Origin of the sequence: Janthinobacterium sp. CG3 (assembly GCF_000344615.1) — a bacterium.
Taxonomy (GTDB): domain Bacteria; phylum Pseudomonadota; class Gammaproteobacteria; order Burkholderiales; family Burkholderiaceae_D; genus Janthinobacterium.
On sequence record NZ_KB467824.1, the window covers coordinates 2,136,042 to 2,160,209 of the forward strand.

24 protein-coding genes and 1 tRNA gene are annotated in these 24,168 nt (G+C 66.2%); 14 read left to right on the plus strand and 11 right to left on the minus strand.

Features of this window, described 5'->3' with window-relative positions; genetic code table 11:
- The first annotated feature begins 24 nt into the window (after positions 1 to 24).
- The 5 genes from JANGC3_RS0109205 (at position 25) to JANGC3_RS0109225 (ending at position 3,917) form a co-directional block, all read left to right on the plus strand.
- Positions 25 to 783, plus strand: a complete 759-nt coding sequence (locus tag JANGC3_RS0109205; RefSeq protein WP_017876198.1) for a UDP-2,3-diacylglucosamine diphosphatase — start codon at positions 25 to 27, stop codon at positions 781 to 783.
- 297 nt (positions 784 to 1,080) lie between these two features.
- Positions 1,081 to 1,449, plus strand: coding sequence for a GntR family transcriptional regulator (locus JANGC3_RS0109210; protein WP_017876199.1), 369 nt, complete (start codon positions 1,081 to 1,083; stop codon positions 1,447 to 1,449).
- Positions 1,446 to 2,327, plus strand: a complete 882-nt coding sequence (locus JANGC3_RS0109215; RefSeq protein WP_017876200.1) for an ABC transporter ATP-binding protein — start codon at positions 1,446 to 1,448, stop codon at positions 2,325 to 2,327. Before JANGC3_RS0109210 ends, JANGC3_RS0109215 begins: the two co-directional genes overlap by 4 nt.
- The gene (locus JANGC3_RS0109220; protein WP_017876201.1) at positions 2,324 to 3,304 is read left to right on the plus strand and encodes a hypothetical protein; all 981 of its coding nucleotides are present in this window, start codon (positions 2,324 to 2,326) and stop codon (positions 3,302 to 3,304) included. The genes JANGC3_RS0109215 and JANGC3_RS0109220 overlap by 4 nt, the downstream gene beginning before the upstream one ends.
- Before the next feature lie 154 nt (positions 3,305 to 3,458).
- Complete coding sequence (locus tag JANGC3_RS0109225; protein WP_017876202.1) at positions 3,459 to 3,917, plus strand: DUF421 domain-containing protein; 459 nt, start codon at positions 3,459 to 3,461, stop codon at positions 3,915 to 3,917.
- 60 nt (positions 3,918 to 3,977) lie between these two features.
- Here the strand turns inward: JANGC3_RS0109225 and JANGC3_RS0109230 are convergent, their stop codons facing one another.
- From JANGC3_RS0109230 to rnr, 4 genes are all read right to left on the minus strand, one after another.
- Positions 3,978 to 4,676 (minus strand): YceH family protein, encoded by a 699-nt coding sequence (locus JANGC3_RS0109230; protein WP_026132761.1) that lies wholly within the window; start codon positions 4,674 to 4,676, stop codon positions 3,978 to 3,980.
- A 10-nt stretch (positions 4,677 to 4,686) separates the two neighbouring features.
- Positions 4,687 to 5,430, minus strand: coding sequence for a serine O-acetyltransferase (cysE, locus tag JANGC3_RS0109235; protein WP_017876204.1), 744 nt, complete (start codon positions 5,428 to 5,430; stop codon positions 4,687 to 4,689).
- A 161-nt stretch (positions 5,431 to 5,591) separates the two neighbouring features.
- Entirely contained in the window at positions 5,592 to 6,338 is a 747-nt protein-coding gene (rlmB, locus tag JANGC3_RS0109240) for a 23S rRNA (guanosine(2251)-2'-O)-methyltransferase RlmB (protein ID WP_017876205.1), read from the minus strand.
- Positions 6,339 to 6,341: 3 nt separating this feature from the next.
- Positions 6,342 to 8,822 carry a ribonuclease R gene (gene rnr, locus JANGC3_RS0109245; protein ID WP_026132762.1) on the minus strand — a complete coding sequence of 827 codons (2,481 nt, stop codon included), beginning with the start codon at positions 8,820 to 8,822 and terminating at the stop codon, positions 6,342 to 6,344.
- Positions 8,823 to 9,145: 323 nt separating this feature from the next.
- Between rnr and JANGC3_RS0109250 the strand changes: the two genes are divergently transcribed.
- Positions 9,146 to 9,230: transfer RNA gene (locus JANGC3_RS0109250), tRNA-Leu, on the plus strand.
- 60 nt (positions 9,231 to 9,290) lie between these two features.
- Here the strand turns inward: JANGC3_RS0109250 and JANGC3_RS33630 are convergent.
- Complete coding sequence (locus JANGC3_RS33630) at positions 9,291 to 9,656, minus strand: NmrA family NAD(P)-binding protein (protein ID WP_017876207.1); 366 nt, start codon at positions 9,654 to 9,656, stop codon at positions 9,291 to 9,293.
- Between the two features lie 298 nt (positions 9,657 to 9,954).
- Here JANGC3_RS33630 and JANGC3_RS0109260 point away from each other — a divergent pair, with 298 nt between their 5' ends.
- The 6 genes from JANGC3_RS0109260 (at position 9,955) to JANGC3_RS0109285 (ending at position 18,013) form a co-directional block, all read left to right on the plus strand.
- Entirely contained in the window at positions 9,955 to 12,177 is a 2,223-nt protein-coding gene (locus JANGC3_RS0109260; protein ID WP_026132763.1) for a PAS domain-containing sensor histidine kinase, read from the plus strand.
- 118 nt (positions 12,178 to 12,295) lie between these two features.
- Positions 12,296 to 12,508, plus strand: coding sequence for a hypothetical protein (locus tag JANGC3_RS0109265; RefSeq protein ID WP_017876209.1), 213 nt, complete (start codon positions 12,296 to 12,298; stop codon positions 12,506 to 12,508).
- Positions 12,509 to 12,606: 98 nt separating this feature from the next.
- Positions 12,607 to 13,170, plus strand: coding sequence for a TIGR01841 family phasin (gene phaP / locus JANGC3_RS0109270; RefSeq protein WP_017876210.1), 564 nt, complete (start codon positions 12,607 to 12,609; stop codon positions 13,168 to 13,170).
- Between the two features lie 179 nt (positions 13,171 to 13,349).
- Positions 13,350 to 14,999, plus strand: coding sequence for a VRR-NUC domain-containing protein (locus JANGC3_RS33205; protein ID WP_017876211.1), 1,650 nt, complete (start codon positions 13,350 to 13,352; stop codon positions 14,997 to 14,999).
- Entirely contained in the window at positions 14,978 to 17,269 is a 2,292-nt protein-coding gene (locus JANGC3_RS0109280) for an ATP-dependent DNA helicase (protein ID WP_017876212.1), read from the plus strand. The genes JANGC3_RS33205 and JANGC3_RS0109280 overlap by 22 nt, the downstream gene beginning before the upstream one ends.
- Positions 17,270 to 17,365: 96 nt before the next feature.
- Positions 17,366 to 18,013 carry a dihydrofolate reductase family protein gene (locus tag JANGC3_RS0109285; RefSeq protein WP_026132764.1) on the plus strand — a complete coding sequence of 216 codons (648 nt, stop codon included), beginning with the start codon at positions 17,366 to 17,368 and terminating at the stop codon, positions 18,011 to 18,013.
- Positions 18,014 to 18,084: 71 nt separating this feature from the next.
- Here the strand turns inward: JANGC3_RS0109285 and JANGC3_RS0109290 are convergent, their stop codons facing one another.
- From JANGC3_RS0109290 to JANGC3_RS33210, 5 genes are all read right to left on the minus strand, one after another.
- A complete protein-coding gene (locus JANGC3_RS0109290) occupies positions 18,085 to 18,813 on the minus strand; it encodes a LytR/AlgR family response regulator transcription factor (RefSeq protein WP_017876214.1) in 729 nt (242 codons plus the stop codon).
- Between the two features lie 29 nt (positions 18,814 to 18,842).
- On the minus strand, positions 18,843 to 19,910 hold the full coding sequence (locus JANGC3_RS0109295; protein ID WP_017876215.1) for a sensor histidine kinase: 1,068 nt from the start codon (positions 19,908 to 19,910) through the stop codon (positions 18,843 to 18,845).
- Between the two features lie 3 nt (positions 19,911 to 19,913).
- The gene (locus JANGC3_RS0109300; RefSeq protein ID WP_026132765.1) at positions 19,914 to 20,681 is read right to left on the minus strand and encodes a LiaI-LiaF-like domain-containing protein; all 768 of its coding nucleotides are present in this window, start codon (positions 20,679 to 20,681) and stop codon (positions 19,914 to 19,916) included.
- Positions 20,671 to 21,048, minus strand: a complete 378-nt coding sequence (locus JANGC3_RS0109305) for a LiaF transmembrane domain-containing protein (RefSeq protein ID WP_017876217.1) — start codon at positions 21,046 to 21,048, stop codon at positions 20,671 to 20,673. Before JANGC3_RS0109305 ends, JANGC3_RS0109300 begins: the two co-directional genes overlap by 11 nt.
- 154 nt (positions 21,049 to 21,202) lie before the next feature.
- A complete protein-coding gene (locus tag JANGC3_RS33210; RefSeq protein ID WP_198292013.1) occupies positions 21,203 to 21,361 on the minus strand; it encodes a hypothetical protein in 159 nt (52 codons plus the stop codon).
- 283 nt (positions 21,362 to 21,644) lie between these two features.
- Between JANGC3_RS33210 and JANGC3_RS32520 the strand changes: the two genes are divergently transcribed.
- On the plus strand, positions 21,645 to 21,824 hold the full coding sequence (locus JANGC3_RS32520) for a hypothetical protein (protein WP_157406544.1): 180 nt from the start codon (positions 21,645 to 21,647) through the stop codon (positions 21,822 to 21,824).
- Between the two features lie 7 nt (positions 21,825 to 21,831).
- Here JANGC3_RS32520 and JANGC3_RS0109310 read toward each other — a convergent pair whose 3' ends face one another.
- The gene (locus JANGC3_RS0109310; RefSeq protein WP_017876218.1) at positions 21,832 to 22,713 is read right to left on the minus strand and encodes a LysR family transcriptional regulator; all 882 of its coding nucleotides are present in this window, start codon (positions 22,711 to 22,713) and stop codon (positions 21,832 to 21,834) included.
- Positions 22,714 to 22,943: 230 nt separating this feature from the next.
- Between JANGC3_RS0109310 and JANGC3_RS0109315 the strand changes: the two genes are divergently transcribed.
- The gene (locus tag JANGC3_RS0109315; protein WP_035787570.1) at positions 22,944 to 24,131 is read left to right on the plus strand and encodes an MFS transporter; all 1,188 of its coding nucleotides are present in this window, start codon (positions 22,944 to 22,946) and stop codon (positions 24,129 to 24,131) included.
- Positions 24,132 to 24,168: the final 37 nt, after the last annotated feature.

Below are 24,168 nucleotides of genomic sequence, written 5' to 3' on the forward strand. Positions count from 1 at the left end.
TTGCATCGGCGCTGCGCGATGACAATGCCTGACGCGCGCCCACGCGCGCTGTTTATTTCAGATCTGCACCTGCAGCCTTCGCACCCGCGCACCAGCGCGGCGTTTTTCGACTTCCTCGAACGGCGCGCGACGGCTGCACAAGAATTATATGTACTCGGCGACCTGTTCGAGTACTGGGCCGGCGACGACGACCTGGCCGCCCCCTTCCACCAGCAAGTGACGGCGGCGCTGCGGCGCGTCAGCGACGCCGGCGTGGCCCTGTATTGGATCGCCGGCAACCGCGACTTCCTGGTCGGCCCCGGCTTCGCCGCGGCGACCGGCGCCACCTTGCTGGCCGAGCCGCACGTGGCCAGCGTCGGCGGCCAGCGCATCGCGCTGCTGCACGGCGACGCCGAATGCACCGACGACGTCGGCTACATGGAGTTTCGCGCCATGGTGCGCCAGCCGGCGTGGCAGGCGCAATTCCTGGCGATGCCGCTGGCGCAGCGCCAGGCCATCATCGCCGGCCTGCGCCAGAACAGCCGCGAACAACAGGGCGGCAAGTCGTACGAGATCATGGACGTGACGCCGCAGGCGGTTGCCGACGTGTTCGCGCGCACCGGCACCAGCGTGATGATCCACGGCCACACCCACCGCCCCGCCCTGCACGTCGTCGGCGCCACGCGCCGCTACGTGCTGCCGGACTGGGAGTGCGACGTCGACGGGCCGCGCGGCGGCTGGATCGCCGTCGACGCCGACGGCAACGTTACACGGCACGGCCTCGACGGCGCCATCCTCGGCTGAGCGTAGTTCCACGCCAGTCGGGTTACGCCCTGCGGGCTAACCCCAGCTACGGAAAAAGTTTCGACTTGGCGGGCCGGCACACCAAAAAATCGACCCGGGCCGCCTCAGTCCGACCCCACGGTTAGGCCTTTGGTCAATAAACGCAGCCTTTCATCTTGCCTGATTCAATAGCCTGGTTGACAAGTTTAAATTTAGTGTTATAGTGCACTACAACACCACTTCATCAGATCACCAACCAGGAGGCGCCATGCCCGCACCCGAATTCGCGCCGCTCCCGCCGCGCAGGGAGTCACCACGATGAGCATCGGCTGGAACGACAACGCCCCGATCTACCGCCAGCTCAAGGAGCGCGTCATCGGCATGCTGCTCGACGGCCTGCTCAAGCCCGGCGACGCGCTTCCGTCGGTGCGCCAGGTCGCGGCCGACTATCAACTCAATCCCATCACCGTCTCGCGCGCCTACCAGGAGCTGGTCGACGAGGTGCTGGTGGAAAAACGAAGGGGACTAGGTATGTATGTAACAGAGGGAGCCCGCGACAAACTGCTGGCCAGCGAGCGCGACCGTTTCATCCGCGAAGAGTGGCCGGCCATGCTCGAACGCATCCGCCGCCTCGGCCTCGACGTCGACCAGTTGCTGCGCGCCGCCCAGCCGGGAGGCCAGTTATGAGCGCCGCCATCGAGCCAAGCATTGGCCCCGTCATCCGCGCCAGGGGCTTGAGCAAGCGCTACGGCAAGCAGGCGGCGCTCGACAACGTCAGCTTCGACGTCGCGCCCGGGCGCATTGTCGGCCTGATCGGCCCGAACGGCTCCGGCAAGACCACCACGCTCAAGGCCATCCTCGGCCTGACCTCGTTCGAGGGCGAATTGACGGTGCTCGGCCTGGACCCGCGCGCCAGCCGCGACAAGTTGATGGCGGACGTCTGTTTCATCGCCGACGTGGCCATCCTGCCGCAGTGGTTGCGCGTCGGCGAGGCCATCGATTTCGTCGCCGGCGTGCACCCGCGCTTCGACCGCAGCAAGGCCGAGCGTTACCTGGCGCACACCAAGCTGTCGCCGAAGATGAAGGTCAAGGCCATGTCCAAGGGCATGGTGGTGCAACTGCACCTGGCGCTGGTGATGGCGATCGACGCCAGGCTGCTGGTGCTCGACGAGCCGACGCTGGGCCTGGACATCCTGTACCGCAAGCAGTTCTACCAAAACCTTCTGGAGGATTATTTCGACGAGGACAAAACCATTCTCATCACGACCCACCAGATCGAGGAGGTCGAGCACATCCTGACCGACCTGATGTTCATCCGCGACGGCAAGATTACGCTGTCGGCGTCGATGGACGAAGTCGGCGAGCGCTACACCGAAGTCATGGTCGAGCCGCAATTCACCGGCGCCGCCAGCGCCTTGCAACCGCTGAGCCAGCGCACCGTATTCGGCAAGTCGGTGATGCTGTTCGACGGCGCCAGCCGCGAACAACTGGCCGTTTTCGGCGAGATCCGCACGCCCAGCGTCGCCGATCTGTTTGTCGCAACCATGAAAGGTACGTACGAATGAAAACCATGCAATGGCTGGTCAAGCGCGAAATGTGGGAGCACAAGGGCATGCTGTTCTGGACCCCGGTGGTGGAAGGCGCCGTCATGGCGCTGTTCGCCGCGACCATGCTGCTGCTCGCGCTGACCGGCGACGACCTGCACGCGACGCTGACGGTGAACGGCAGCAGCGGCTCCGTCAGCCACGTCGTCGGCGACGCCCTCGGCAACAGGGACCTGAGCCAGACCGCCAGGCTGATGGCCAACACCTACATGACCGCCGCGTCGCCGCTCTTCCTGACGCTGGGCGCGCTGGTGTTTTTCTACTGCCTCGGCGCGCTCTACGACGAACGGCGCGACCGCAGCCTGCTGTTCTGGAAATCGCTGCCGGTGTCGGACGCGATGACGGTGCTGTCGAAGGCCGGCATGGCGCTGGCCGTCGCCCCCGCCATCGTCGTCGCGGTCGGCACGCTGACTTCGCTACTACTGCTGATGATGCTGTGCGCGCTGCTGGCGGCCAACGGCGTCAACGTCTTCGGGCAACTGCTGGCGACGCCGGATTTGTACCTGACGCCGCTGCGCATCGCCGCGCTGCTGCCGGTGTACGCGCTGTGGGCGCTGCCGACGGTGGGCTGGCTGTTGATGGTGTCGGCCTGGGCGCGCTCGAAGGTGCTGCTGTGGGCGCTGGGCCTGCCGGCGCTGACGGTGCTGCTGGCGGTCTGGGCCAACAAGAGCTTCAACCTAATGCTGAACACCGAGTGGTTCATGGAAGACGTCATCGGCCGCGTCCTGCTCGGCGTGGTGCCGGGCTACTGGTTCCTGTTCGACCGGACGCAGCGCCAGGCGATGTCGGAGTCGGGCGCCAACGCGCTCACGTCGGCCGACCTGCTCAGTTACTCCTGGGCCACGCTGGGCGGCGTCAGCGTGTGGATCGGCGCCGCCGCCGGCGCGGCGATGATCTACGCCGCCATCAAGCTGCGCCAGTCGCGCGCGGAATGCTAAGCCGGTAGTTTGACGCAGTGAACAAAACGCCCCGCCCGCCGGGGCGTTTTGCATTGGCGTCTTCCACAAATAGGCAGCCGAAACGGCAACTGTGCGGCGCGTTTTCCGGCGCCACCGTATAAGAGTTGATTATCATTTCTCCGAAGGACAAAACATGTTTGAGATGGATCTTCCCTGGTGGGAATTCATTCTTCGCGGCACGATCATTTATTGCGTGCTGCTGGTGTTGGTGCGGGTGTCCGGCAAGCGCACCGTGGGCCAGTTCACGCCGTTCGATTTACTGGTGGTGATGCTGCTGAGCGAGTCGGTGTCGAATTCGCTCTCCGGAGGCGACCAGTCGGTGCCCGGCGGCTTGATCGTCGCGGCAACCTTGATATCGCTCAATGTCGGCATTGCCTTCGCCACCTCGCGCAACCGCAAGATCTCCGACCTGATAGAAGGGACGGCGACCTTACTGGGCCGCGACGGCAAGATATTCGACGACGTGGTGAAGAAGTGCCGCATCTCCAAGGGGGACGTGGAGGAAGCGCTGCGGGAAAATGATTGCTCGCTGGAAGAAATGAAATGTCTATTTTTAGAAGCGGACGGCAACATTACCGTATTAAAGTCGTAAGCCATACCCGCGCGCGACGCGGCGACGGCCGGGGCGCGTTGCCGCGCCCCGGCCGCCGGGCTATTCGAACTGCCGCTTGAACGCCTCGAATTGCGCGGCCAGGCCGTCGAAGTCCAGGCGCAGACGCTGCACCTCCTCTTCCAGCTGGGCCACCCGGCTGCCCTGCTGCGGCGCCGACACGCTGCCGGCGAAGCCGGACGCCGTTTCCTGCCGCGCCAGCGCTTCCTCGCCCGACAGCAACTGGCCGTAGCGCGGCTCCTTGGTGCCGGGCGCGCGATCCAGCCGCGCCACCAGCGGCGGGTATTTATCGATCAGGAATTGCAGGCCGAGTTCGACGTCGGCGACCGATTTAAACTCGTGCAAACGGCCGCTGCGGGTGCGGATTTCGCCGGCCGTTTGCAACCCCCGCAGCATCAGGATCGTCAGGATCGCCAGCTTTTCCTGCTCCAACGACCATTTGATGCGCATGCGGTGTTCGTACTTGGTGGTGCGGGCGCCGGCCTGGGTAATGCCGTTGACGAACTTGCGCTGCATCAGGCGTTGCAGCACGTCGTAGACGGTTTCCTCGGATAAGGCCATGACCGGGTCGCGGCTCGACAGCTGGTTGCAGCCGTTGGTGATGGCGTTCAGCGACAGCGGATAGTTATCCGGCGTCAGCGCTTCTTTTTCGGCCAGCACGGCCAACACGCGGATTTCAAACGCGTCGAGCAACGCCGCGTTGTCGGACCCTTTTTCTCCCGCCGTTAATTCAATATTCATGTGCGCTTCCTTAGTCGACTAACTTGTTCAATTGCACCGAGTCGAATTTATCACACTCTTGCAGCGACTGACAGGCTATCCCGGCCGCCTTCAGCGTGGCGACGATGCGTTCGATCTGCTGTTCTTGCGTGACGGCGTGGTTGATCAAGCCGTGCAGCGCCTTCGACAGCGGGTCGTCGCCGTTCGGCGTCACGCCGTAGGCCGAGAACAGGTGCGCGCTGGCGCCCTCGCGCGCGGCGTCTTTTTGCACGATGTGGGCCGGGTTGCCGACCGCGGTCGCGCCGGGCGGCACCGGCTTCAACAGCACGGCGTTGGAGCCGACCTTGCCGTATTCGCCGACCGTGAAGCCGCCCAGCACCTTGGCGCCGGCGCCGACGATGACGCCGCGTTCCAGCGTCGGGTGGCGCTTGGTGCCGGTGTGCAGCGAGGTGCCGCCCAGCGTCACGCCCTGGTAGATGGTGCAGTCGTCGCCGACCACGGCGGTCTCGCCGATGACGACGCCGAAGCCGTGGTCGATGAAGACGCGCCGGCCGATGCTCGCGCCGGGGTGGATTTCAATGCCGGTGACGATGCGCGCCAGGTAGGAAATGAAGCGACCGCCCCATTTCATGCGGCGCGTCCAGCACCAGCGCGCCCAGCGGTGCATCACGATCGCCTGCAGGCCCGGATAACAGGTCAGCACCTCCCAGGCGTTGCGGGCGGCGGGATCACGTTCGATGATGCTATTGATGTCTTCACGCAGGTTGTGGAACATAGGGCTTGAGGTGGGGGTTGGGACGATGATGGTAGCTTATTCAGCCGGGGCTTGCAGGGTTGGGGGACGTAAAAAAAACCAAGGGCGTGAGGCCGGGGTCAGACCCCGGCTCTTTGCCGTTGGTTTTTTTGCCGTCTCCGGCGCCCTGCCTGAAAACGCGGTTAGGCGGATTCCTTGGCCAGGCGCTGGCGGCGCGCTTCGTACAGACAGACGCCGGCGGCGACCGACACGTTCAGGCTTTCGACCGAACCGAACATCGGAATGCTGACCAGCATGTCGCAGGTGTCGCGGGTCAGGCGGCGCATGCCCTCGCCTTCCGAGCCCATAACCAGGGCGGTCGGGCCGCTGAAGTCGCCTTCATACAGGCCCTTGTCGCCGTCGTCGGACATGCCGATGAGCCAAATGTCGCGCTCTTTCAGTTCGCGCATGGTGCGCGCCAGGTTCGTCACCGTGATGTACGGAACGGTCTCGGCGGCGCCGCTGGCGACCTTGGCGGCGGTGGCGTTCAAGCCAACCGCGCGGTCCTTCGGCACGATGACCGCGTGCGCGCCGACGCCGTCGGCCACGCGCAGGCAGGCGCCCAGGTTGTGCGGATCGGTGATGCCGTCGAGTACCAGCAGCAGCGGCGGGCCGTCGATGGCGTCGAGCAGCTCGTCGAGGTTGCGCGCCAGCGCCAGTTCGGAGGCGAAGGCGATCACGCCCTGGTGGCGGCGGGTGCCGACAATTTTGTCGAGGCGGGAAGAGTCCACCGGCATGACGCGCACGCCGGCGGCCTTGGCGGCGGCGACCATGTCTTGCATGCGGCGGTCAACCCGGCTCGCATCGACAAAAATCTCTTCCACCGACGAGGCCTCATGCCGCAGACGCGAGGTCACGGCGTGGAACCCGAAAATCATTTTATTCTTCATTTGTTATCGCTTCTTCTTGCTGGATTTTGAAACAGTTTTTGCTGTACGTGGCGCGGCCGGAGCCGGGGCTGGCGCCGCGGCGCTGGCCCTGGAACGCTTGGCGGCGGGCTTGGCGCTGGCGCCGCGTCCGCTGTCGCTGGCCTTGATTTCATGGCGCGACTGGGTCGTCGGACCCGGTTTCACCATGCTCTTGGCGTTGCGGCCGCCTTTTTTGCCGGCCTTGTCGCCTGGCGCTTCGTCTTCCTCGGTGCCCGGTTCGGACACCAGGCGCAGGTCGATCTTGCGCGTTTCCAGGTCGACCCGCGCCACTTGCACGGTGACGCGGTCGGTCAGCTGGTAGCGCTTGCCGGTGCGTTCGCCGCGCAGTTCATGGCGCGCGTCGTCGTACTGGAAGTAGTCGGTGCCTAGTTCGGTGACATGCACCAGGCCCTCGACGAACAACTGGTCGAGCTGGACGAAGATGCCGAAGGTGGTCACGCCGGTAATCATGCCGGTGAATTCCTCGCCCAGCTTGTCCTGCATGAAGTAGCACTTCAGCCAGGCTTCGACGTCGCGCGAGGCTTCGTCGGCGCGCCGCTCGTTGGCCGAGCAATGCACGCCCAGCGCGTCCCAGACGGTCAGGTCGGCGGCTTGCTTTTGCTTGCCCTCGGCCTTGTCCTTGGCTTGCTGCTTGCGCGTCGCGTTCGACACGTTGGTGTTGAGCACGGTGGTGTCGGCGAGCTTCGGCTCGTAGCGCTTGCCTTGCAGGATCGCCTTAATGGCGCGGTGCGTCAGCAAGTCGGGGTAGCGGCGGATCGGGCTGGTGAAGTGGGCATACGCCTCGTACGCCAGGCCGAAGTGGCCGATGTTGTCCGGGCTGTAGACCGCTTGCTGCATCGAGCGCAGCAGCATGGTTTGCAGCAGCGCCGCGTCCGGACGTTCCTTGACCTGCTTCATCAGCGTGGCGTAGTCCGACGCGGCCGGCGTGTCGCCGCCGGTCAGGGTCAGGCCAACCTGCTTGAGGAAGGTGCGCACCTGGGTCAGCTTTTCTTTCGTCGGGCTGGCGTGGATGCGGTAGGTGCCCGGATGCTTGTGGCGCAGCAGCAAATCGGCGGCGCAGACGTTGGCCGCCAGCATGCACTCTTCAATGATCTTGTGCGCTTCGTTGCGGGTGCGCGGAATAATTTTTTCGATCTTGCCGGCGCTGTTGCAAACGATATAGGTTTCGGTGGTCTCGAAATCAATCGCGCCGCGGACGCTGCGCGCCTTCAACAGGGCGCGGTAGACGTCGTTCAGGTTCTGCAGGTGCGGCACGATGTCGGCGCGGTTTTCCGCTTCGGGACCGTTGGTGTTGCCGAGGATTTCGGCCACTTCCGTGTACGTCAGGCGCGCGGCCGAGTGGATCACGGCCGGGTAGAACTGGTAGGCCTTGATGTCGCCCTTGTCGGTGACGACGGCGTCGCACACCAGCGTCAGACGGTCGACCGCCGGGTTCAGCGAGCACAGGCCGTTCGACAGTTTTTCCGGCAGCATCGGAATCACGCGGCGCGGGAAATACACCGAGGTGCTGCGTTCGATCGCGTCGACGTCGAGCGCGTCGTTCGGCTTGACGTAATGGCTGACGTCGGCGATGGCGACGATCAGGCGGAAGCAGTTGCTGCGGCCGACCTTGACCGGCTCGCAATACACGGCGTCGTCGAAGTCGCGGGCGTCTTCGCCGTCGATGGTGACCATCGGCACGTCGCGCAAGTCGACGCGCGAGCCCAGGTCGATGTCCTCGTCGCGCACCTGGCTCGGCAGCTTGGCGGCCTGCTTCAGCGCGGCGCTCGAGAAGATGTGCGGCACGCCGAACTTGCGCACGGCGATTTCGATTTCCATGCCGGGGTCGTCGAGCGCGCCCAGCACTTCAACGATGCGTCCGACCGGCTGCTTGAAGCGGGACGGCTGCTCGGTCAGCTCGACGCTGACGATCTGGCCGGCTTTGGCCTTGCCGGGCGAACCCTCGACGCGGATGTCCTGGCCGATGCGCTTGTCTTCCGGTGCGACGACCCAGACGCCGTTGTCGTTCAGCAGGCGGCCGATGACATGGCTGTTGGCGCGGCTGACGACTTCGACGATGGTGCCCTCGGGGCGGCCGCGGCGGTCGGTGCCGGTGACGCGCGCCATGACCTTGTCGCCGTGCAGCACTTTCTGCATTTCCTTTTCGGACAGGAACAGGTCGGCGCTGGCGTCATCGGGGATGACGAAACCGAAACCGTCGCGGTGCGCGCTGACGCGACCGGCGACGAAGCCGCCCTGGTCGGCCAGCACGAACACGCCGGTGGGATCGGATTTCAATTGGCCGTCGCGTTCCATCGCCTTCAGGCGACGAACCAGCACGTCCAAGGAATCGGCGTGCACTTCCAACGACTGCGCAAGTGCCTGCGGGTCTAGCGGCGCATTAACACTGCGGAATATGCCGAGAATTTCCTCCCGGCTGGGGATGGTGTGGGTATTTTGGCTCAAAAGTATTTCTATAGTTATTATTGACAGTGATCAAACGGGGTAACGGCCGATGAAATCACCGTCAATATTGACACGGTGATAGCCCGTAGTGTACCGGAGGACGGCGCGGTTTACCTAACGCATGAGGGTATTTTAAAAAGATTTGGCAGGCATTTGACATCCGCCGAAATTCATCTATAATCTTGGTCTCTCGCAGCGGCAAACTTGAAAAAGAATGCCAGCGACGGGAAAGCGGTACTAGAGTGGATGTGCAGTATGGAACGAAAGTTCATCTGGCGCAAAACTCTCCAAGACCGTATAATAGCAGAAGTTGCAGTAACAGTGCCCACGTGGCGGAATTGGTAGACGCGCATGGTTCAGGTCCATGTGCCGTAAGGTGTGGGGGTTCGAGTCCCTCCGTGGGCACCATCTACCGGATACGCAGTAAATGAGAAAGCCGCACATTCAGAAATGAGTTTGCGGCTTTTTTCATGTCCTCTGCGACAGATGCCCCGGCAGGCCCGCAATCATGCTTATGCGGCGGCCAAACCCGCCCGCGCCAACGTCGACGCGGCCGTCGCCGGCGCTGCCGAGCACGGCGCCACGCGCCAGCACCGGCGCCAGGTGCGCGGTATAATTTTCCAGATACCAGCCGTTGCGCAGGAAAGTCGACGCCAGGCCGGAGGCGAGAATCGCCGCCTCGGTGGCGCGGTGTTCGCCGGCCAGCGCCAGCGGCGAGGTGGCGGCGTGCAGCACGCTGGTGTAGGCCAGCAGTTCGACGCCGGCGCGCTTGGCGGCGTCGACCACGTTCCGGTGCTGCGCGGCGCTGTGGCGGGGGGACGAAAAAACCATCATAAGGTTTATACTTACGAATAGTAAGTACGCAGTACAGCCTGACGCCGCTGGGGCGCGAGGCGGCGCAACGGCTGGCCGCGCTGGTCGACTGGATCGAGCAGAGCTATCCGGCATCGCCTCGGCGCGGGCGGCGCTATCAGCCGATGAGGCCGCTTAGGTTTACTCGTCCGGGCGTTGGTGGCACACTAGCGCACAAAGCCGGACGGCTCGCCGCGCCAGCGCCTCAGCTGCGTTGGCCAGTCGCGCCGGCAATCAATAACGAATCGCGATCCATCGCACCGGCAACCAAGGCGCCGCCATGAAACAGCCACTTCCGTCCCAGCCCGCACGCTCAGGCATTTTGCTGATCACCCGCGCGCCCGAGGACATGCACGAGCTGCTGGTCGAACTGGACCGGCACGGGCTGCGCGACGTGCGGGCCCGCGACCTCGACCGCGCCGTCGCGCTGGCCGGCGACGGCATCGCCCTGATCCTGCTCGACGCGGCGTTGGCCGGCGCCGACCTGGCCGGCGCCTATCAACGCTTGATCGGCGCCGCCGGCGGCCACGCCGCGCCGCTGTTCCTGCTGTCGGCCGCGCCCAGCGCCGCCGAGCAAAGCCGCAGCATCGGCGCCGGCGCCGCCGACTACATCAAACTGCCCTGCAACGCCCTTGAACTGACCGAGAAGATCTTGGTCGAACTGGCGCTGCGCGAGGACGCCGGCGGCGCCGGGCCGGCGCGCCCGCCGGTGGCCACCCACCCGCAGACGCTGGAGGTGAACTACCACTCGGTGCTGGCCGGCTCGCCCGAGGCGGTGCTGCTGCTCGACGTCGACAACGACCGCCTGATCGACGTCAACCACCACGCCGTCCAGCTGCTGGGGCGCAGCGTCGACGCCCTGCTGCAAACCAACCTGGTGCGCCTGTGCGCGCCGCTGCAGCCGGGCGGGCGCGCCGCCGCCGCGCTGATCCCCGAAAAGATCGCCCAGGCGCTGGCTGGCGACATGAACGTGTTCGAGGCCGTCTGCCTGGACAGCGACGGGCGCCAGGTCGCCTGCGAGGTGCGTCTGCTGATGCTGTCGGTGCCGGGCCGGCGCCTAGTGCACGTGCGGGTGGTCGACCTGACCGCGCGCAAGCTGGCCGAGGCGCTGCGCGCCGGCCAGAACAGTCTGCTGGAAATGATCGCCAAGGGCGCGCCGCTGGAGCAGACGCTGACGCACCTGCTGCTGATGATCGAGGCGCAGTCGCGCGGCGTGCTGTGCTCGGTGATGCTGCTCGACGACGACGGCCGCCACATGCGCGGCGGCGCCGGGCCTAGCCTGCCGGCCGCCTACCTGGCGGCGCTGGAGGGCGTCGCCATCGGCCCCGCGGCCGGCTCCTGCGGCACGGCGATGTACCGCAAGGGCGCGGTGCTGGTGGGCGACATCGAGCACGACCCGCTGTGGGCGCCCTACCGGGCGCTGGCCGGCGAACACGGCCTGCGGGCCTGCTGGTCGGTGCCGATCCAGGGCCGGGAGCGGGTGCTCGGCTCCTTCGCGATGTACTACCGCGCCGTGCGACGCCCGAGCGAGGACGACCTGCGCCTGCTCGAAGTCGCCGTCCACATCGCCGGCATCGCCATCGGCCGCAGCCGCCACGAGCGCGAGCTGCAGCGCCACCGCAGCGAGCTCGAGGCGCTGGTGGCCCAGCGCACCGCCGCGCTGACCTTGGCCAAGGAACGCGCCGACCTGGTCAACGCCGAGCTGGCCGGCGCGCTGGAGACGCTGTCGCGCACCCAGGGCGAGCTGGTGCGGCGCGACAAGCTGGCCGCGCTGGGTGCGCTGGTGGCCGGCATCGCCCACGAACTGAACACGCCGATCGGCAACAGCCTGGTGGTGTGCAGCACGATGGCCGAGCGTACCCGCCTGCTGCGCGAGGGCCTGGACGGCGGCCTGCGCCGCTCGGTGCTGGAAGCCTACCTCGGCCAGGCGGCCGAGGCCGACGCCATCGTGCTGCGCAACCTGCAGCGCGCCGCCAACCTGGTGTCGAGCTTCAAGCAGATCGCCGTCGACCGCGCCAGTTCGCAGCGGCGCCGCTTCGAGCTGCGCCAGTTCGTCGCCGAGCTGATGCTGCCGCTGTGCGCGCAGTTGAAGGACAGCGGCTTCGCGGTGGACCAGCTGATCCCCGGGCGGCTGCTGCTCGACAGCTATCCGGGCGCGCTCGGCCAGGTGCTGAGCAGCCTGTTCGAGAACTGCCTGCGCCACGCCTTCGAGGGCCGCGAGCGCGGCCGCATCGTGCTGCGCGCCGAGGCCGGCGCCGGCGGCGAGCTGGCGCTGTCGATCGCCGACGACGGCGCCGGCATTGAGCCGGCCCACTTGGGACGCGTGTTCGATCCGTTTTTCACCACCAAACTGGGTTCCGGCGGCTCCGGGCTGGGCCTGCACATCGCCCACAACCTGGTCACCAGCGTGCTGGGCGGGCGCATCGAGGCGGCCAGCGCCGGCGCCGGCGGCACCACGTTCACGCTGCACCTGCCGACGGTGGCGCCGGCGCCGGCGCCCTGAACCGAGGCGGCGCGCGGGGCGATTCGCCAGCGCCGCCGAATTGCTGTACGCTGTGAGGCAACAGAACTGCCGCAGCCCGGCAGGACGGCGGCCCCGGCCGCCTCGACAAGGACTCTGTATGCCATCGAACAGCATCGCGACAATCGGCGCCGCCGCCACGCTGCTGGCCCTGTGCGCCGCGGCGCTGGCCGGACCGGCGCCCTGGTACCAATACCGCAGCAAAATCGATGGCCAGTACGCGTGCTCGCAATTTCCGCTCGGGCCGGGCTGGGAGCGGGCCATGGGGCCGTACAAAGATAGCCGTTGCGAAAAATTGCTGCTTGCTAAATAATGGGGCCATAACAACACGGGGCAGCCGGACAAACAGCCATCACGTCGCAGCAATCGAGAAGATCATCGTTTTAACTGAGTTCACACTGAGGAGACTACATGTTCACCAATCCCGAGCAATTCGCGTCCGCCACCAAAGCCTTGTTTGAATTTCAACTGATGACTTTTAACGCCCTCACCAGCAAGGCCGTGCAAGGGGTCGAGCAAGTGGTCGCGCTGAACGTCGCCACCGCCAAGTCCGGCGTCGAGGACTCCATGGCGGCCGGCAAGGAGATCAGCCAGGCCAAGGACCCGAAGGCGGCCCTGGAGGCGGTCGGCGCGCAGGTGCAACCGGGCGTCGCCGGCGTCACCGCCTACCACCAGCAGCTGGGCGAAATCATCAAGGACATCCACAACGAATTCACCAGCGCCGCCGAAGCCCACGTCGCCGAGGCGAAAAGCAACCTCAGCGCGCTGATCTACGACGTCACCAAGAACGTGCGCCCCGGCTCGGAGAACGCGGTGGCCATCATCAAGACGGCGATCGACAACGCCTTCCTCGGCTACGAGCAGGTGACCAAGGCCACCAAACAGGCGGTGCAAGCGGTCGAGGAGCAAATCGCCAAGGCCGCCGAGCAGGTCGCGACGACGCAGGAACAGGCCGCGAAACCGGCCGGAAAATAATACGCGCGCCTACCACGCTAACCATCCATCCAGGGCGAAAAGCCGGGGGTCAGACCCGCGGGCCTGACCCTAGGGCCACGCCCCTGGTTTCAATCTCCCCCGCCACACCGCTAAATTTCCTGTGCAAGCGCGCCGCGACACGATAGACTGTATAAAAACACAGTTAATCTCGCTCCGCCATGATCAAAATCCTTGAAAACCCGCTGTACTACCTGGATAACTTCCACCGGGTGCTGGAGTGGATAGGCGAGCGCTACAGCGACTTGCTGACGGCCGAGGAAGCCGCCTTCATCGCCCGGTTCCCGCTGTTGCCGCAGCCGTCGCGCTCCTTGTTCGTGCGCATGGTCATGCGCAAGGGCTGCCTGTTCCGCGCCAGCAAGCTGGTCTACGCCGAGGTCGGCGACACCCACGCGGCCGCGCTGCCGCTGCTGGCGCTGGGCTGGATCGAGAACGACCCGCTGCTGACCATCGAGCAATTGTTCGACCTGTTGCTGAAGCCGGAAATCGGCGCCGTCTTCCGCCTGTCGCTGCACGAAAAGGGCGCGCGCAAGGCCGAGCAGTTGGCGGCGCTGCGCGCCGAGTACGCCGGCCAGTTCCGCTTTTCGGCGTGGTACGAGCGTTCGGGCGACCACCTGTACCACGTCGTCGGCAAGCCGCTGTGCGACCGCCTGCGCCTTATCTTCTTCGGCAACTTCACCCAGGACTGGACCGAGTTCGTCCTGTCCGACCTGGGCGTGTACAAATATGAAAAGGTCGAGTTCTCGGCGTCCTCGCGCGGTTTTCGCAACCGCCGCGATATCGACGACTACTTGGCGCTGCAGCGCTGCCGCGAGCGTTTCAACGACAACGAGCCGGCCGCCGAGGTACTGCGCGAGCTGGCCGCCAGCGCGCTCGACAACGACTGGCTGGCCAGCCGGCGCGAGAAGCTGCTGTTCCAGATCGCCCAGCACCTGGAAAAATGCCGGGACTGGGACGCCGCCTTCGACGCGTATTCGCGGTGCGCCTATCCGGGCGCGCGCGTGCGCGCCATCCGCGTGCTGGAAAAGAGCGGGCGCGAGGCGCTGGCCTTCGAGTGGCTCAGCGGCGCCTGGCAGGCGCCCGAGGGCGAGGCCGAGCGCCAGCACCTGCTGCGCATCGCGCCGCGCCTGCGCCGCAAGCTGGGCCACGCCAAGCTTGCGGCGACGCCGGCCGCGACGGTGCCTCGGGTCGACCTGAGCCTGCCGCCGCCGCCGGCGCCCTGCTACGTCGAGGCGGTGGTACGCGACCATCTGAGCAGCGCCGACGCGCCGGTGTATTACGTCGAGAACGCGCTGATCAATTCCCTGTTCGGGCTGCTGTGCTGGGGCGCCGTGTTCAAGGCGATACCCGGGGCCTTCTTCCACCCCTTCCACCGCGGCCCGGCCGACCTGCACAGCGCCGATTTCCAGCGCCGCCGGGCGGCCGAGTTCGACGCCTGCCTGGCCGAACTCGACAGCGACAAGTACCGCCGTACCATCCGCGCCAACTACGCCAGCAAGGCCGGCCTGCAGTCGCCGTTCGTCAGCTGGGAAGTGCTCGACGAAGCGCTGCTGGCGCTGGCGCTGGACTGCATCCCGGCGGCGCATTTGCGCAAATGGTTCGAGCGCATCCTGCTCGACATCAAGGCCAACCGCAGCGGCTTCCCCGACCTGATCCAGTTCTGGCCGGCCGAGAAGCGCTACCGGATGATCGAAGTGAAGGGGCCGGGCGACCGCCTGCAGGACAGCCAGAAGCGCTGGCTCGACTATTGCGCGCGGCACGACATGCCGGTCAGCGTCTGCTATCTGCAATGGAGCGGGGCCGGCGCTTGAACGACGAAACCCCGTACGTCGTCGCGGTGCGCGCGCTGTGCGAATTCACCGCCAAGGAAGGCGATCTGGATTTGCGCTTCACGCCCTCCCCCTCGGCCCAGGAAGGCATCGCCGGCCACGCGCTGGTGACGGCGCGCCGCGGCGCCGGCTACCAGCGCGAAGTGAGCCTGGCGGGCGCATTCGGCGCGCTGCGCGTGCGCGGGCGCGCCGACGGCTACGACCCGGAGCGCGGCCAACTCGACGAGATCAAGACCTACCGCGGCGACTTGGCGGCGATGCCGGCCAACCACAGGCAGTTGCACTGGGCCCAGGCGCGCATCTACGGCCACCTGCTGTGCCAGAAGCTGGGCCTGGCCGAACTGCGCCTGGCGCTGGTGTATTTCGACATCGGCAGCCAACGGGAGACGCTGTTTTACGAGGACCACGGCGCCGCCTCGCTGCAAGCCTATTTCGAGCGCCAGTGCGGCCTGTTCCTGGCCTGGGCCGAGCGGGAGATGGCGCACCGCAGCGCGCGCGACGCGCAATTGCGCGCGTTGCGCTTCCCGCACCCGCAATTCCGGCCCGGCCAGCGCGCGCTGGCCGAGGCCATGTACAAGGCCAGCAGCCGCTCCTGCGCGCTGCTGGCGCAGGCGCCGACCGGCATCGGCAAGACCGTCGGCAGCCTGTTCCCGATGCTCAAGGCCAGCGCCGAACACGGCCTCGACAAGGTATTTTTCCTGGCCGCTAAGACGTCCGGGCGGCAACTGGCGCTGGACGCCTGCGCCACCATCAAGCGCCACGCCGGCGCGTTGCCGTTGCGGGTACTGGAGCTGAGCGCCAAGACCAGCGCCTGCGAGCATCCCGACAAGGCCTGCCACGGCGACTCCTGCCCGCTGGCGCGCGGCTTCTACGACCGGCTGCCGGCGGCGCGCGCGGCGGCGTTGCGGGCCGACATCCTCGACAAGGCGAGCGTGCGCGACGTCGCGCTGGCGCACCAGGTCTGCCCGTACTACCTGGCCGCCGAACTGGCGCGCTGGGCCGACGTCGTCGTCGGCGACTATAACTACTACTTCGACATCAGCGCCATGCTGTACAGCCTGACCGTGGCCAACGACTGGAAGGTCAACGTGCTGGTCGACGAGGCCCACAACATGGTGTCGCGGGCGCGCAAGATGTACTCGGCGGAGTTGCGCCACGCCGCCTTGAAGGCGCTGCGCAAGGGCGCGCCCGAGGCCTTGAAGAAGCCGTTGGCGCGGCTGGGCCGGCAATGGACGCAGCTGGAGAAGGCGCAGCAGGAGCTGCCCAACCCCGAATACCGGGTCTACGACGCCATCCCGGAGAAATTCCTCGACGCGCTGCAAGGCGCCAGCGGCGCCATCGGCGACTACTTCGCCGAGCACCCGCGCGCCGTCGACGCCGAGCTGCAGCGCTTCTACTTCGACGCGCTGCTGTTCACGCGCCTGAGCGAGTCCTTCGGCGAACATTCGCTGTTCGACGCCAGCAAGGAGGCCGGCGGCACGCTGCTGTGCATCCGCAACATCATCCCGGCGCCCTTCCTCAAGCAGCGCTTCGGCGCCTGCCGCAGCAGCGCGCTGTTCTCGGCCACGCTGAGTCCGTGGAATTATTACAGCGACACGCTCGGCATGCCCGACGACACGGCCTGGGTCGACGTCGACTCGCCGTTCGACGCCGGGCAGTTGGCGGTGCGCGTGGTCGGCGCGATATCGACGCGCTACCAACACCGCGCCGCCTCGCTCGCACCCATCGTCGTGCTGATGGCGCGCCAGTACGCCGAACAGCCGGGCAACTACCTGGCGTTTTTCAGCAGTTTCGACTACATGGAACAGGTCGCCGCGCTGTTCGCGGAGCGCCACCCGGACGTGCCGCTGTGGCGCCAGGAACGGCGCATGGACGAAGCCGGCCGCGCGCAGTTCCTGGCGCGCTTTCGCGCCGACGGCCGCGGCATCGGCTTCGCGGTGCTGGGCGGCTCCTTCGGCGAAGGCATCGACCTGCCCGGCGCGCGCCTGATCGGCGCCTTCATCGCCACCCTAGGCCTGCCGCAAATCAACCCGGTGAACGAACAAATACGCCAGCGCATGGCGGCGGTGTTCGGCGCCGGCTACGACTACACCTATTTATATCCGGGCATACAAAAGGTGGTGCAGGCGGCCGGGCGCGTGATCCGCAGCGAGTCCGACCGCGGCGTGGTGTACCTGATCGACGACCGCTTCGCCCGGCCCGAGGTCAGGCGCCTGCTGCCGGCCTGGTGGCATGTGGCGCTGGCTGGATGAATGCCGCGCCCGCCGGCGACGCGCTCCCAGGCCCGGCTCGGCCCGGACCGTTCGTGTAGAGTAGAGGAATCTGGACGCAGATTACAAGGAGATATGATGTCCGAACTAAAGGTAAAAAGCTTCACCATATCGCTCGATGGCTTTGGCGCAGGCAGGAACCAGAGCCTGGAAAATCCAATGGGTGAGCACGCGCAGGCGCTGCACCAGTGGTTCCGCGGCACTCGCACTTTCCAACGCATGATGGGAGACGAAAGCAAAGGCGTAGACGGTCCAGACGAAGATTTTGCCGCCCGCGGCTTTGCGAACATCGGCGCCTGGATTCTGGGCCGGAACATGTTCGGTCCAATCCGCGGGCCATGGCCAGACGACGAGTGGAAAGGCTGGTGGGGAGAGGAACCTCCGTATCATGTCCCCGTGTTCGTGTTAACCCATCACCCCCGCGCGCCGCTGGAGATGAAAGGTGGCACTACCTTTTATTTCGTCACCGACGGCATCGAGTCCGCTTACGCTCAAGCCCGACGAGCGGCAAACGGCAAGGATGTGCGTCTCGGGGGTGGCGTGGCGACTATTCGCGAGTATCTGCGCGCCGGCTTGGTCGACGAGATGCATCTGGCAATCTCCCCGGTATTGCTCGGATCGGGTGAATCATTGTTCGCAGGACTTGACCTGCCAAGTCTAGGATTTCATTGCACCGAGCACGTGCCAACCGAATCCGCAACGCACATCGTGCTACGGAAGAACTAAGAAAGTACTAAAGCGCGGGTCTTAACGGACGTCCGTTGCGTCCTCGACCAACTTTATTCAGTGTGGTCACGCTACGGCAGCAGGCGCTTCAGCTTTTGGTGGCCGCTTTTACTGACCGGCAGCCTGGCGCCGTCCTTCAGCACCGCAACGTGGCTGTCCTTGGTGGCTTGCTCGATGCGGCTGACGCAGGCGATGTTGAGCAGGTAGGAACGGTGGATGCGCACGAAGCCGGCTGGGTCGAGCTGGCTTTCGAACTCGCTCAGCGGCTGGCTTTTCAGGTAGGACTTGCCCTCCGAACGGATTTGCACGTAGTCGTCCTGCGCCTCGATATAGTCTATTTTGTCGCAGGCGACGACGTGGACCTTGGCGCCGTCGCGGATCAGCAGACGGGCCAGCGGCTGGCGTTGCGCCGCCGCCTCGCGCAGCACGCGCCCGAGGGCGCCGTCGGCGACGACGCCGTCGCGGGCGCGCGCCAGCGCCTGGTCGAGGCGCTGCTGGCTGACGGGCTTGAGCAGGTAGTCGAGCGCGTGGCAGTCGAAGGCCTTGAGCGCGTATTGGTCGTAGGCGGTGACGAAGATGAAGCGGGTCTTGCCGGCGGCCAGCTCGGCCACCTCGAAGCCGTCCAGCCGCGGCATCTGGATGTCGAGCAAGGCCAGGTCCGGCGCCAGCTCGGCGATCGCCGTGACGGCGTCGAAACCGTTGGCGCATTCGGCGACGATGTCGATGTCCGGGTGGCGGCCGAGGAATTCGCGCAGCACCGCGCGCGCCAGCGCCTCGTCGTCGACGATAATTACGCGCATTTTTTTCCCCTCACGCTGGTTTTCATTATTTATTCCTCGCTGGTTTGCGCCGGCATATTGATTTCCACGCCGAAGCTGTTGTCGCGCCGCGCCCAATGGATGCTGGCCTCGTGCAGGTAGGCGCCGGCCAGGCGCTGGCGCACGTTGTCCAGGCCGACGCCGCCGGCGCGCGCCGGCGCCAGGTCGGCGTCGATGGCGTTGACGACGTTGATGCGCAGCAGGCTGCCGAGCCGGCGCGCCTCGATGCGGATGACGCCGCCCTCGGTCATGTTGCAGATGCCGTGCTTGACGGCGTTTTCAAGCAGCGGCTGGATGATCATCGGCGGCACCAGACAGGCCGCGGCGGCCGCGTCGATCGCCTCCTCGACGCGCAGGCGCTCGCCGAAGCGGATCTGTTCGATCGCGACGAAGTGCCCGACCAGCGCCATTTCCTGCTCAAGCGTGACTTTTTTATGCGCCTCCATGCCCAGGCTGCGGCGGTAGAAGCTGGCCAGCTGCAAGGTCATCTCGCGGGCGCCGGCCGGGTTGATCGAGGTCAGCGCGCTGATCGAATTGAGGCTGTTGAACAGGAAGTGCGGGTCGATTTGCGAGCGCAGCATGCGCAGTTGCGCCTCCTGCGCCATCAGGCGCGACTGCATTTCACCCTGCTCGGCGGCGCCGGCGCGCAGAAACTCGACGGCCAGGAAATGCACCGCCAGCGCCAGCGCGTACAGCAACGCGCCCAGGCCGAACATCAACAGCGACAGCGCCGGCGTCAGGGTGAGGCCGGCCCAACGCAGCTCGAACAGCAGCAGCAGCGCGTTCCAGGCTTCGGCCAGCGCGTTCCACAGCATGCCGGCGCACAGCGCGGCAAGCCCCATGACGCCGACGACGCCGAGAGGGCGGGCGCCGTTCAGCGGGTAGGCGCGGCACAGATAATAGGCGGAAAAGCCGGCCGCGACCGCGTACACCAGCGTCAGCGGCAAGGCGAACAGCAGCGCATTGGGCCAGCGCGCGCCGGCGGCGGCGACGATCACGCCGGCCAGCGCCAGCCCCAGCCCCAGGCATACCAGCGCGTACAGCGCGGCGCCGCGCCGGCTCGATAACGGCCCCGGCATCGGCTAGTTGCGCACTTCGAGGCCGCCCATGATGGCGGCGCCTTTAACCAGCAGGCGTTTCGAGCGGTCCGGCGGCGCCGCGGTCTTTTCCTCGAAACCGCCGAGGATGGGCGTGCCCTGCAAGACGACGCTCCAGTCCGGCGGCACCTTGATGGTGATGCCTCCGCACAGCGCGAACACGGTCAGCACCGCCTCGCCCTGGATCGAGCACTGGCGCAGGTCGAGCGAGCAGCCGCCCATGATGGCGGTGATCTCGCCGCCGCGGAAGTTCGGCGTGGTGATGCGCCGGTGGTAGCCGCCCAGGATGGCGGCGACGTTAATCAGGCTGTCGCTGTCGCCGCCGGCAGCGCCGTCGATAACGGTTTCGGCTTGGGCTTCGGCTTCGGCTTCGGCAAGCTTGTCGTCCGGCGCGACTTGGGCGGCGCCCGTCGCGCGCCGTCCTCCCAGTGATTTGTAGACCAGCGACACGCCGAGGACGATGATCAGCAAAGGCCAGACCGTGTTCCAACTCAGGAACAGCAGGCCGAGGCGCTTGAGCGTCAACAACAGGCCGAACAACAACATCGCGCCGCCGACCGCGTAGCCGGAAGTGGTGTGGCTTTGCGCGATCTTCAGGACGCCGGCCACGATCAGGATGGTCGGCCAAAAATGAAAGGTGAAGCGGAAGTTGATGAAGCCCAGGTTATCGAGCAGGAACAAAAAACCCAGCAGGATCACGGCGACGCCCAGCAGGATCTGGCTGGGCGAGTTCAATTGCCGTCTATTTTTCATGGAAGTACTCCGTGGCGAAGAAGTGGCGGTTCAAGAGCGGCTCGAGCACCAGCCCGACACCCCAGCCGATCAGCAGGAACGGCCACGTGACGCCAAACGACATACCCCACATCTGTTCGAACGAGATGTAATACCAGGCGGCGAAGTAAATCAACCACAAACCGCCGAGGATGTGCCTGGGCGAGGTTGGCGGCAGCAACTTGTTGACACCGAGCGCGACCAGGATGAGCGGCCAATAATGCCACAGCTGGCGCAGCTCCAGTTCGAGCAGGTCGAGGCGGTCAAGCAGGAACAGCGTACCCACGCCGATCAGGGCCGCGCCCCCGAGTAGCTGCTTGCGCCGGTAATACAGCTTGTTCGTCGTCACGATGGCTCCTTGGTAGAGTGATTGATCGTGACGATACGCGGGAATGGCGGGCGGCGACAGCGCTTTTCGGCGAATGGCGCGGCAACGCCGGTGAATGGCGCGCGGCAGCGCCGGCGGGCGTAAAGGGAAACCGGGTGGAGGACCGCGGGCCAGTTCAGGAAGGCAGGCAGCGCCCTGTTTTCGACACGCCCAACAGCTCCCAACCCAGCTGGCGGCGGATCTCGGCCGGCGTTGGCGGCGGTTTGGCTTCTTGCGAACGGCGTTCCAGATACTCACGTACGGCGTACTTCGAGGGATGGTTTGACTGTGTCATGATCAGCTCCTAAACCGCGGCGCGGGCGCATGTCGCTGGTGGGAAATTGGTGCCGGTCCTCGAGGCGACCGGCTTACCTGCCGAGGGGACGCTGGCTTCTTTCGGGCCGTCATCCCATCGCGCACCACCATCGTAGCGCCGGGCACCGCACCCGACTGTACGATGCCGCACACATCCGCATTTTCGCTATCCCGGGTATGCCGGCAAGGATTGTCGTAGGTCGGAATAGCCGGGACGGCGTAACCCGACTGGCGTCGGCAGCGGCTCGGCGTCGGATTACGCTGTGCTAATCCGACCTACGGAATCTTTACTTGGCGGCATCAGGATATGCCGGCGGCGCCAGCCTGTCGGCGGCGATCCAATCGAGCACGGGCGCGCGCCACGGTGCTCGCTGCTGGCGGCGCTGAACGGCTTGCTGGTGCAAGCGGCCGTGGTCGAGCAGCACAGCGAAGTGCTGCCTTAACGGCGCCTTAGAGCTTGCGCTGCAAAAACTCCAGGAAGCAGCTAATGCGCTGCGACAGCTGCGTGTTGCGGTAGTAGAGCGCGTGGATCTGCTGGCGGTAGCCGGTATAGCAGTGCTCCAGCACCTTCTCCAGGCGGCCGGCGGCGAGGTCGTCGCGGGTCATGAAGTCGGCCAGGCAGACGATGCCTTGGCCGTGCAGCGCCAGTTGCCGCAGCGTTTCGCCGCTGGTGGCGGCCAGCGCCGGCGCGATCTGCAGGCTGTTGCCGGACTGGTGGCGCAGCGGCCAGGCGTTGCCCAGCTCGTAATCGGCAAAGCCCAGCAACGCGTGCCCGGCCAGCTCCTCCGGCGTGGCCGGCACGCCGTGGCGGCGCAGGTAGTCCGGGCTGGCCAGCACGTACAGCGGACTGGCGCTGAGTGCGCGAGCGTGCAGCGTCGAGTCGCTCAGCGCACCGATGCGGATGGCGATGTCGGTGCGGTGCTCGATCAGGTCGGCGATGCGGTCGTTGCTGCTCAGCTCAAGCCGGATATCCGGATACAGCGCGCGGAACTCGGCCACGTGCGGCACCACGCAATGCAGCATGAACGGCGAGGCCGCGTCCACGCTCAGGCGCCCGGCCGGACTCTGGCGGCGCATGCGGATGCTTTCCTCGGCCTCCTCCATCGACGCCAGGATGGCGCGGGCGCGTTCCAGCAGTAACTGGCCCTCCTCGGTCAGTTCCATGCGCCGGGTGGTGCGCGTGAGCAGCGAAGTGGCCAGCTTTTGCTCCAGCCGCGACAGGGCGCGGCTGACGCCGGAAGTGGTCTGGCCCAGGCGCACCGAGGCCGCGCTGAGCGTGCCGCTGTCAATCACCGCAACGAAGGTTTTGAGGTCGTCGGAATTAATGTCCACTTTGATCCTTGCTTGCCATGTCACGGAATTATAGGGCAAGCGCGCGGGCCGGTTTGCGGCCGTTGCAACAATGCGCGTATATTCGGCGCCGCCCGATCGGGTATATTGAGCGCCGTTTTCATTGCCAATCCCAGCCAACGGCATCGGCGCTGAAACCTGTCCTTCCCGAGGCGGCCGCACCGCGGCCGCCACCCGCCCGATCCGCCAGTGACCAGTGATTAAGCCCCTCCATGCAAGTAAAATCGTATTGCCCCGCCGACCGTAGCGGCACCACCCTCCCCCTCAGTTGCGCGTTGGTGTTTCTGACGCAACTGGGCGTGACGCTGTACCTGCCGTCACTGCCCGACATCGCCCAGGCGCTGCGGCTGGCGCCGAACCAGGCGTCGCTGTCGCTGCTGGCGTATTTCCTCGGCAGCGCCGCGCCCATCCTGTTCTGGGGCGCGGCGGCCGACCGCTTCGGCCGCAAGACCGTGCTATTACTGTCGCTGGCGCTATTCGGCCTGGCCAGCCTGGCCGCGGCCGGCGCCAGCGACGGCGCCGGCTTCATCGTCGCGCGCCTGCTGCAGGGCGTCGGCGCCGGCGGCGCCTCCACCGTCGGACGGATTTTGGTGCGCGACGGCGCCAGCGGCGCGCAACTGGCGCGCAACCTGTCCTATCTGTCGTTTTCCTTCGTGTCGGCGCTAGGCGGCGGCCAGTTCCTGGGCGGTCTGATGCAGCAATACGCCAGCTGGCAGGCGGAGTTTTTCTTGCTCGCCGCCATCAGCGCGGCGCTGACCGCGTTGGTGTTGTTGACGCCGATGCGCGGCGCCGGCCCGACGGCGGGGCAATCGCACGTGTCGGCCTATCTGGCGGTGCTGCGCAACCCGGCTTTCCTGCGGCCGATGGTGGCCGGCGCGCTCGGCTACGGCGGCCTGATCTTTTTGCAGGAAATCGGACCGTATCTATTCCAGCACCAACTGGGACTGAGCGCCCGCCAGTACGGCAACACCGGCCTGCTGCTGGGCCTGGCGTATTTTTGCGGCTCGCTGCTGGTGAACCGCCTGGCGCTAAGGCTGGGCTATGCGCGCCTGATGCGCGCCGGCCTGCAACTGATGCTGGCGGCCGGCCTGCTGCTCGGCGCCGCCGCGCTGGGAAGCGGGCGGCTCGGCGGCGGCGTTCTGCTGGCCCTGGTCCTGCTGGTGTATTGCGCGGTGTCGCTGGGGCAGGCGGTGCTGTTCCCCAACAGCATGGCGGCCGCGCTCGACGCCGTCAAAGGCCAAGGCAGCCACGCCACCGCCCTGTTCGGTTTCGCGCTGCAAATGATCGCCACCGGCGTCGGCAGCCTGGCCGTGGTGCTGCCGCACGGGCAGCTGCTGCCGGTGGCGCTGCTGTTGAGCGCGCTGACCGCGGGCGCCCTGCTGCTGTCGCGCCGGCGCTAGCAAGCCTTATTGCTGGCGGAACAGCTCAACGACCCAT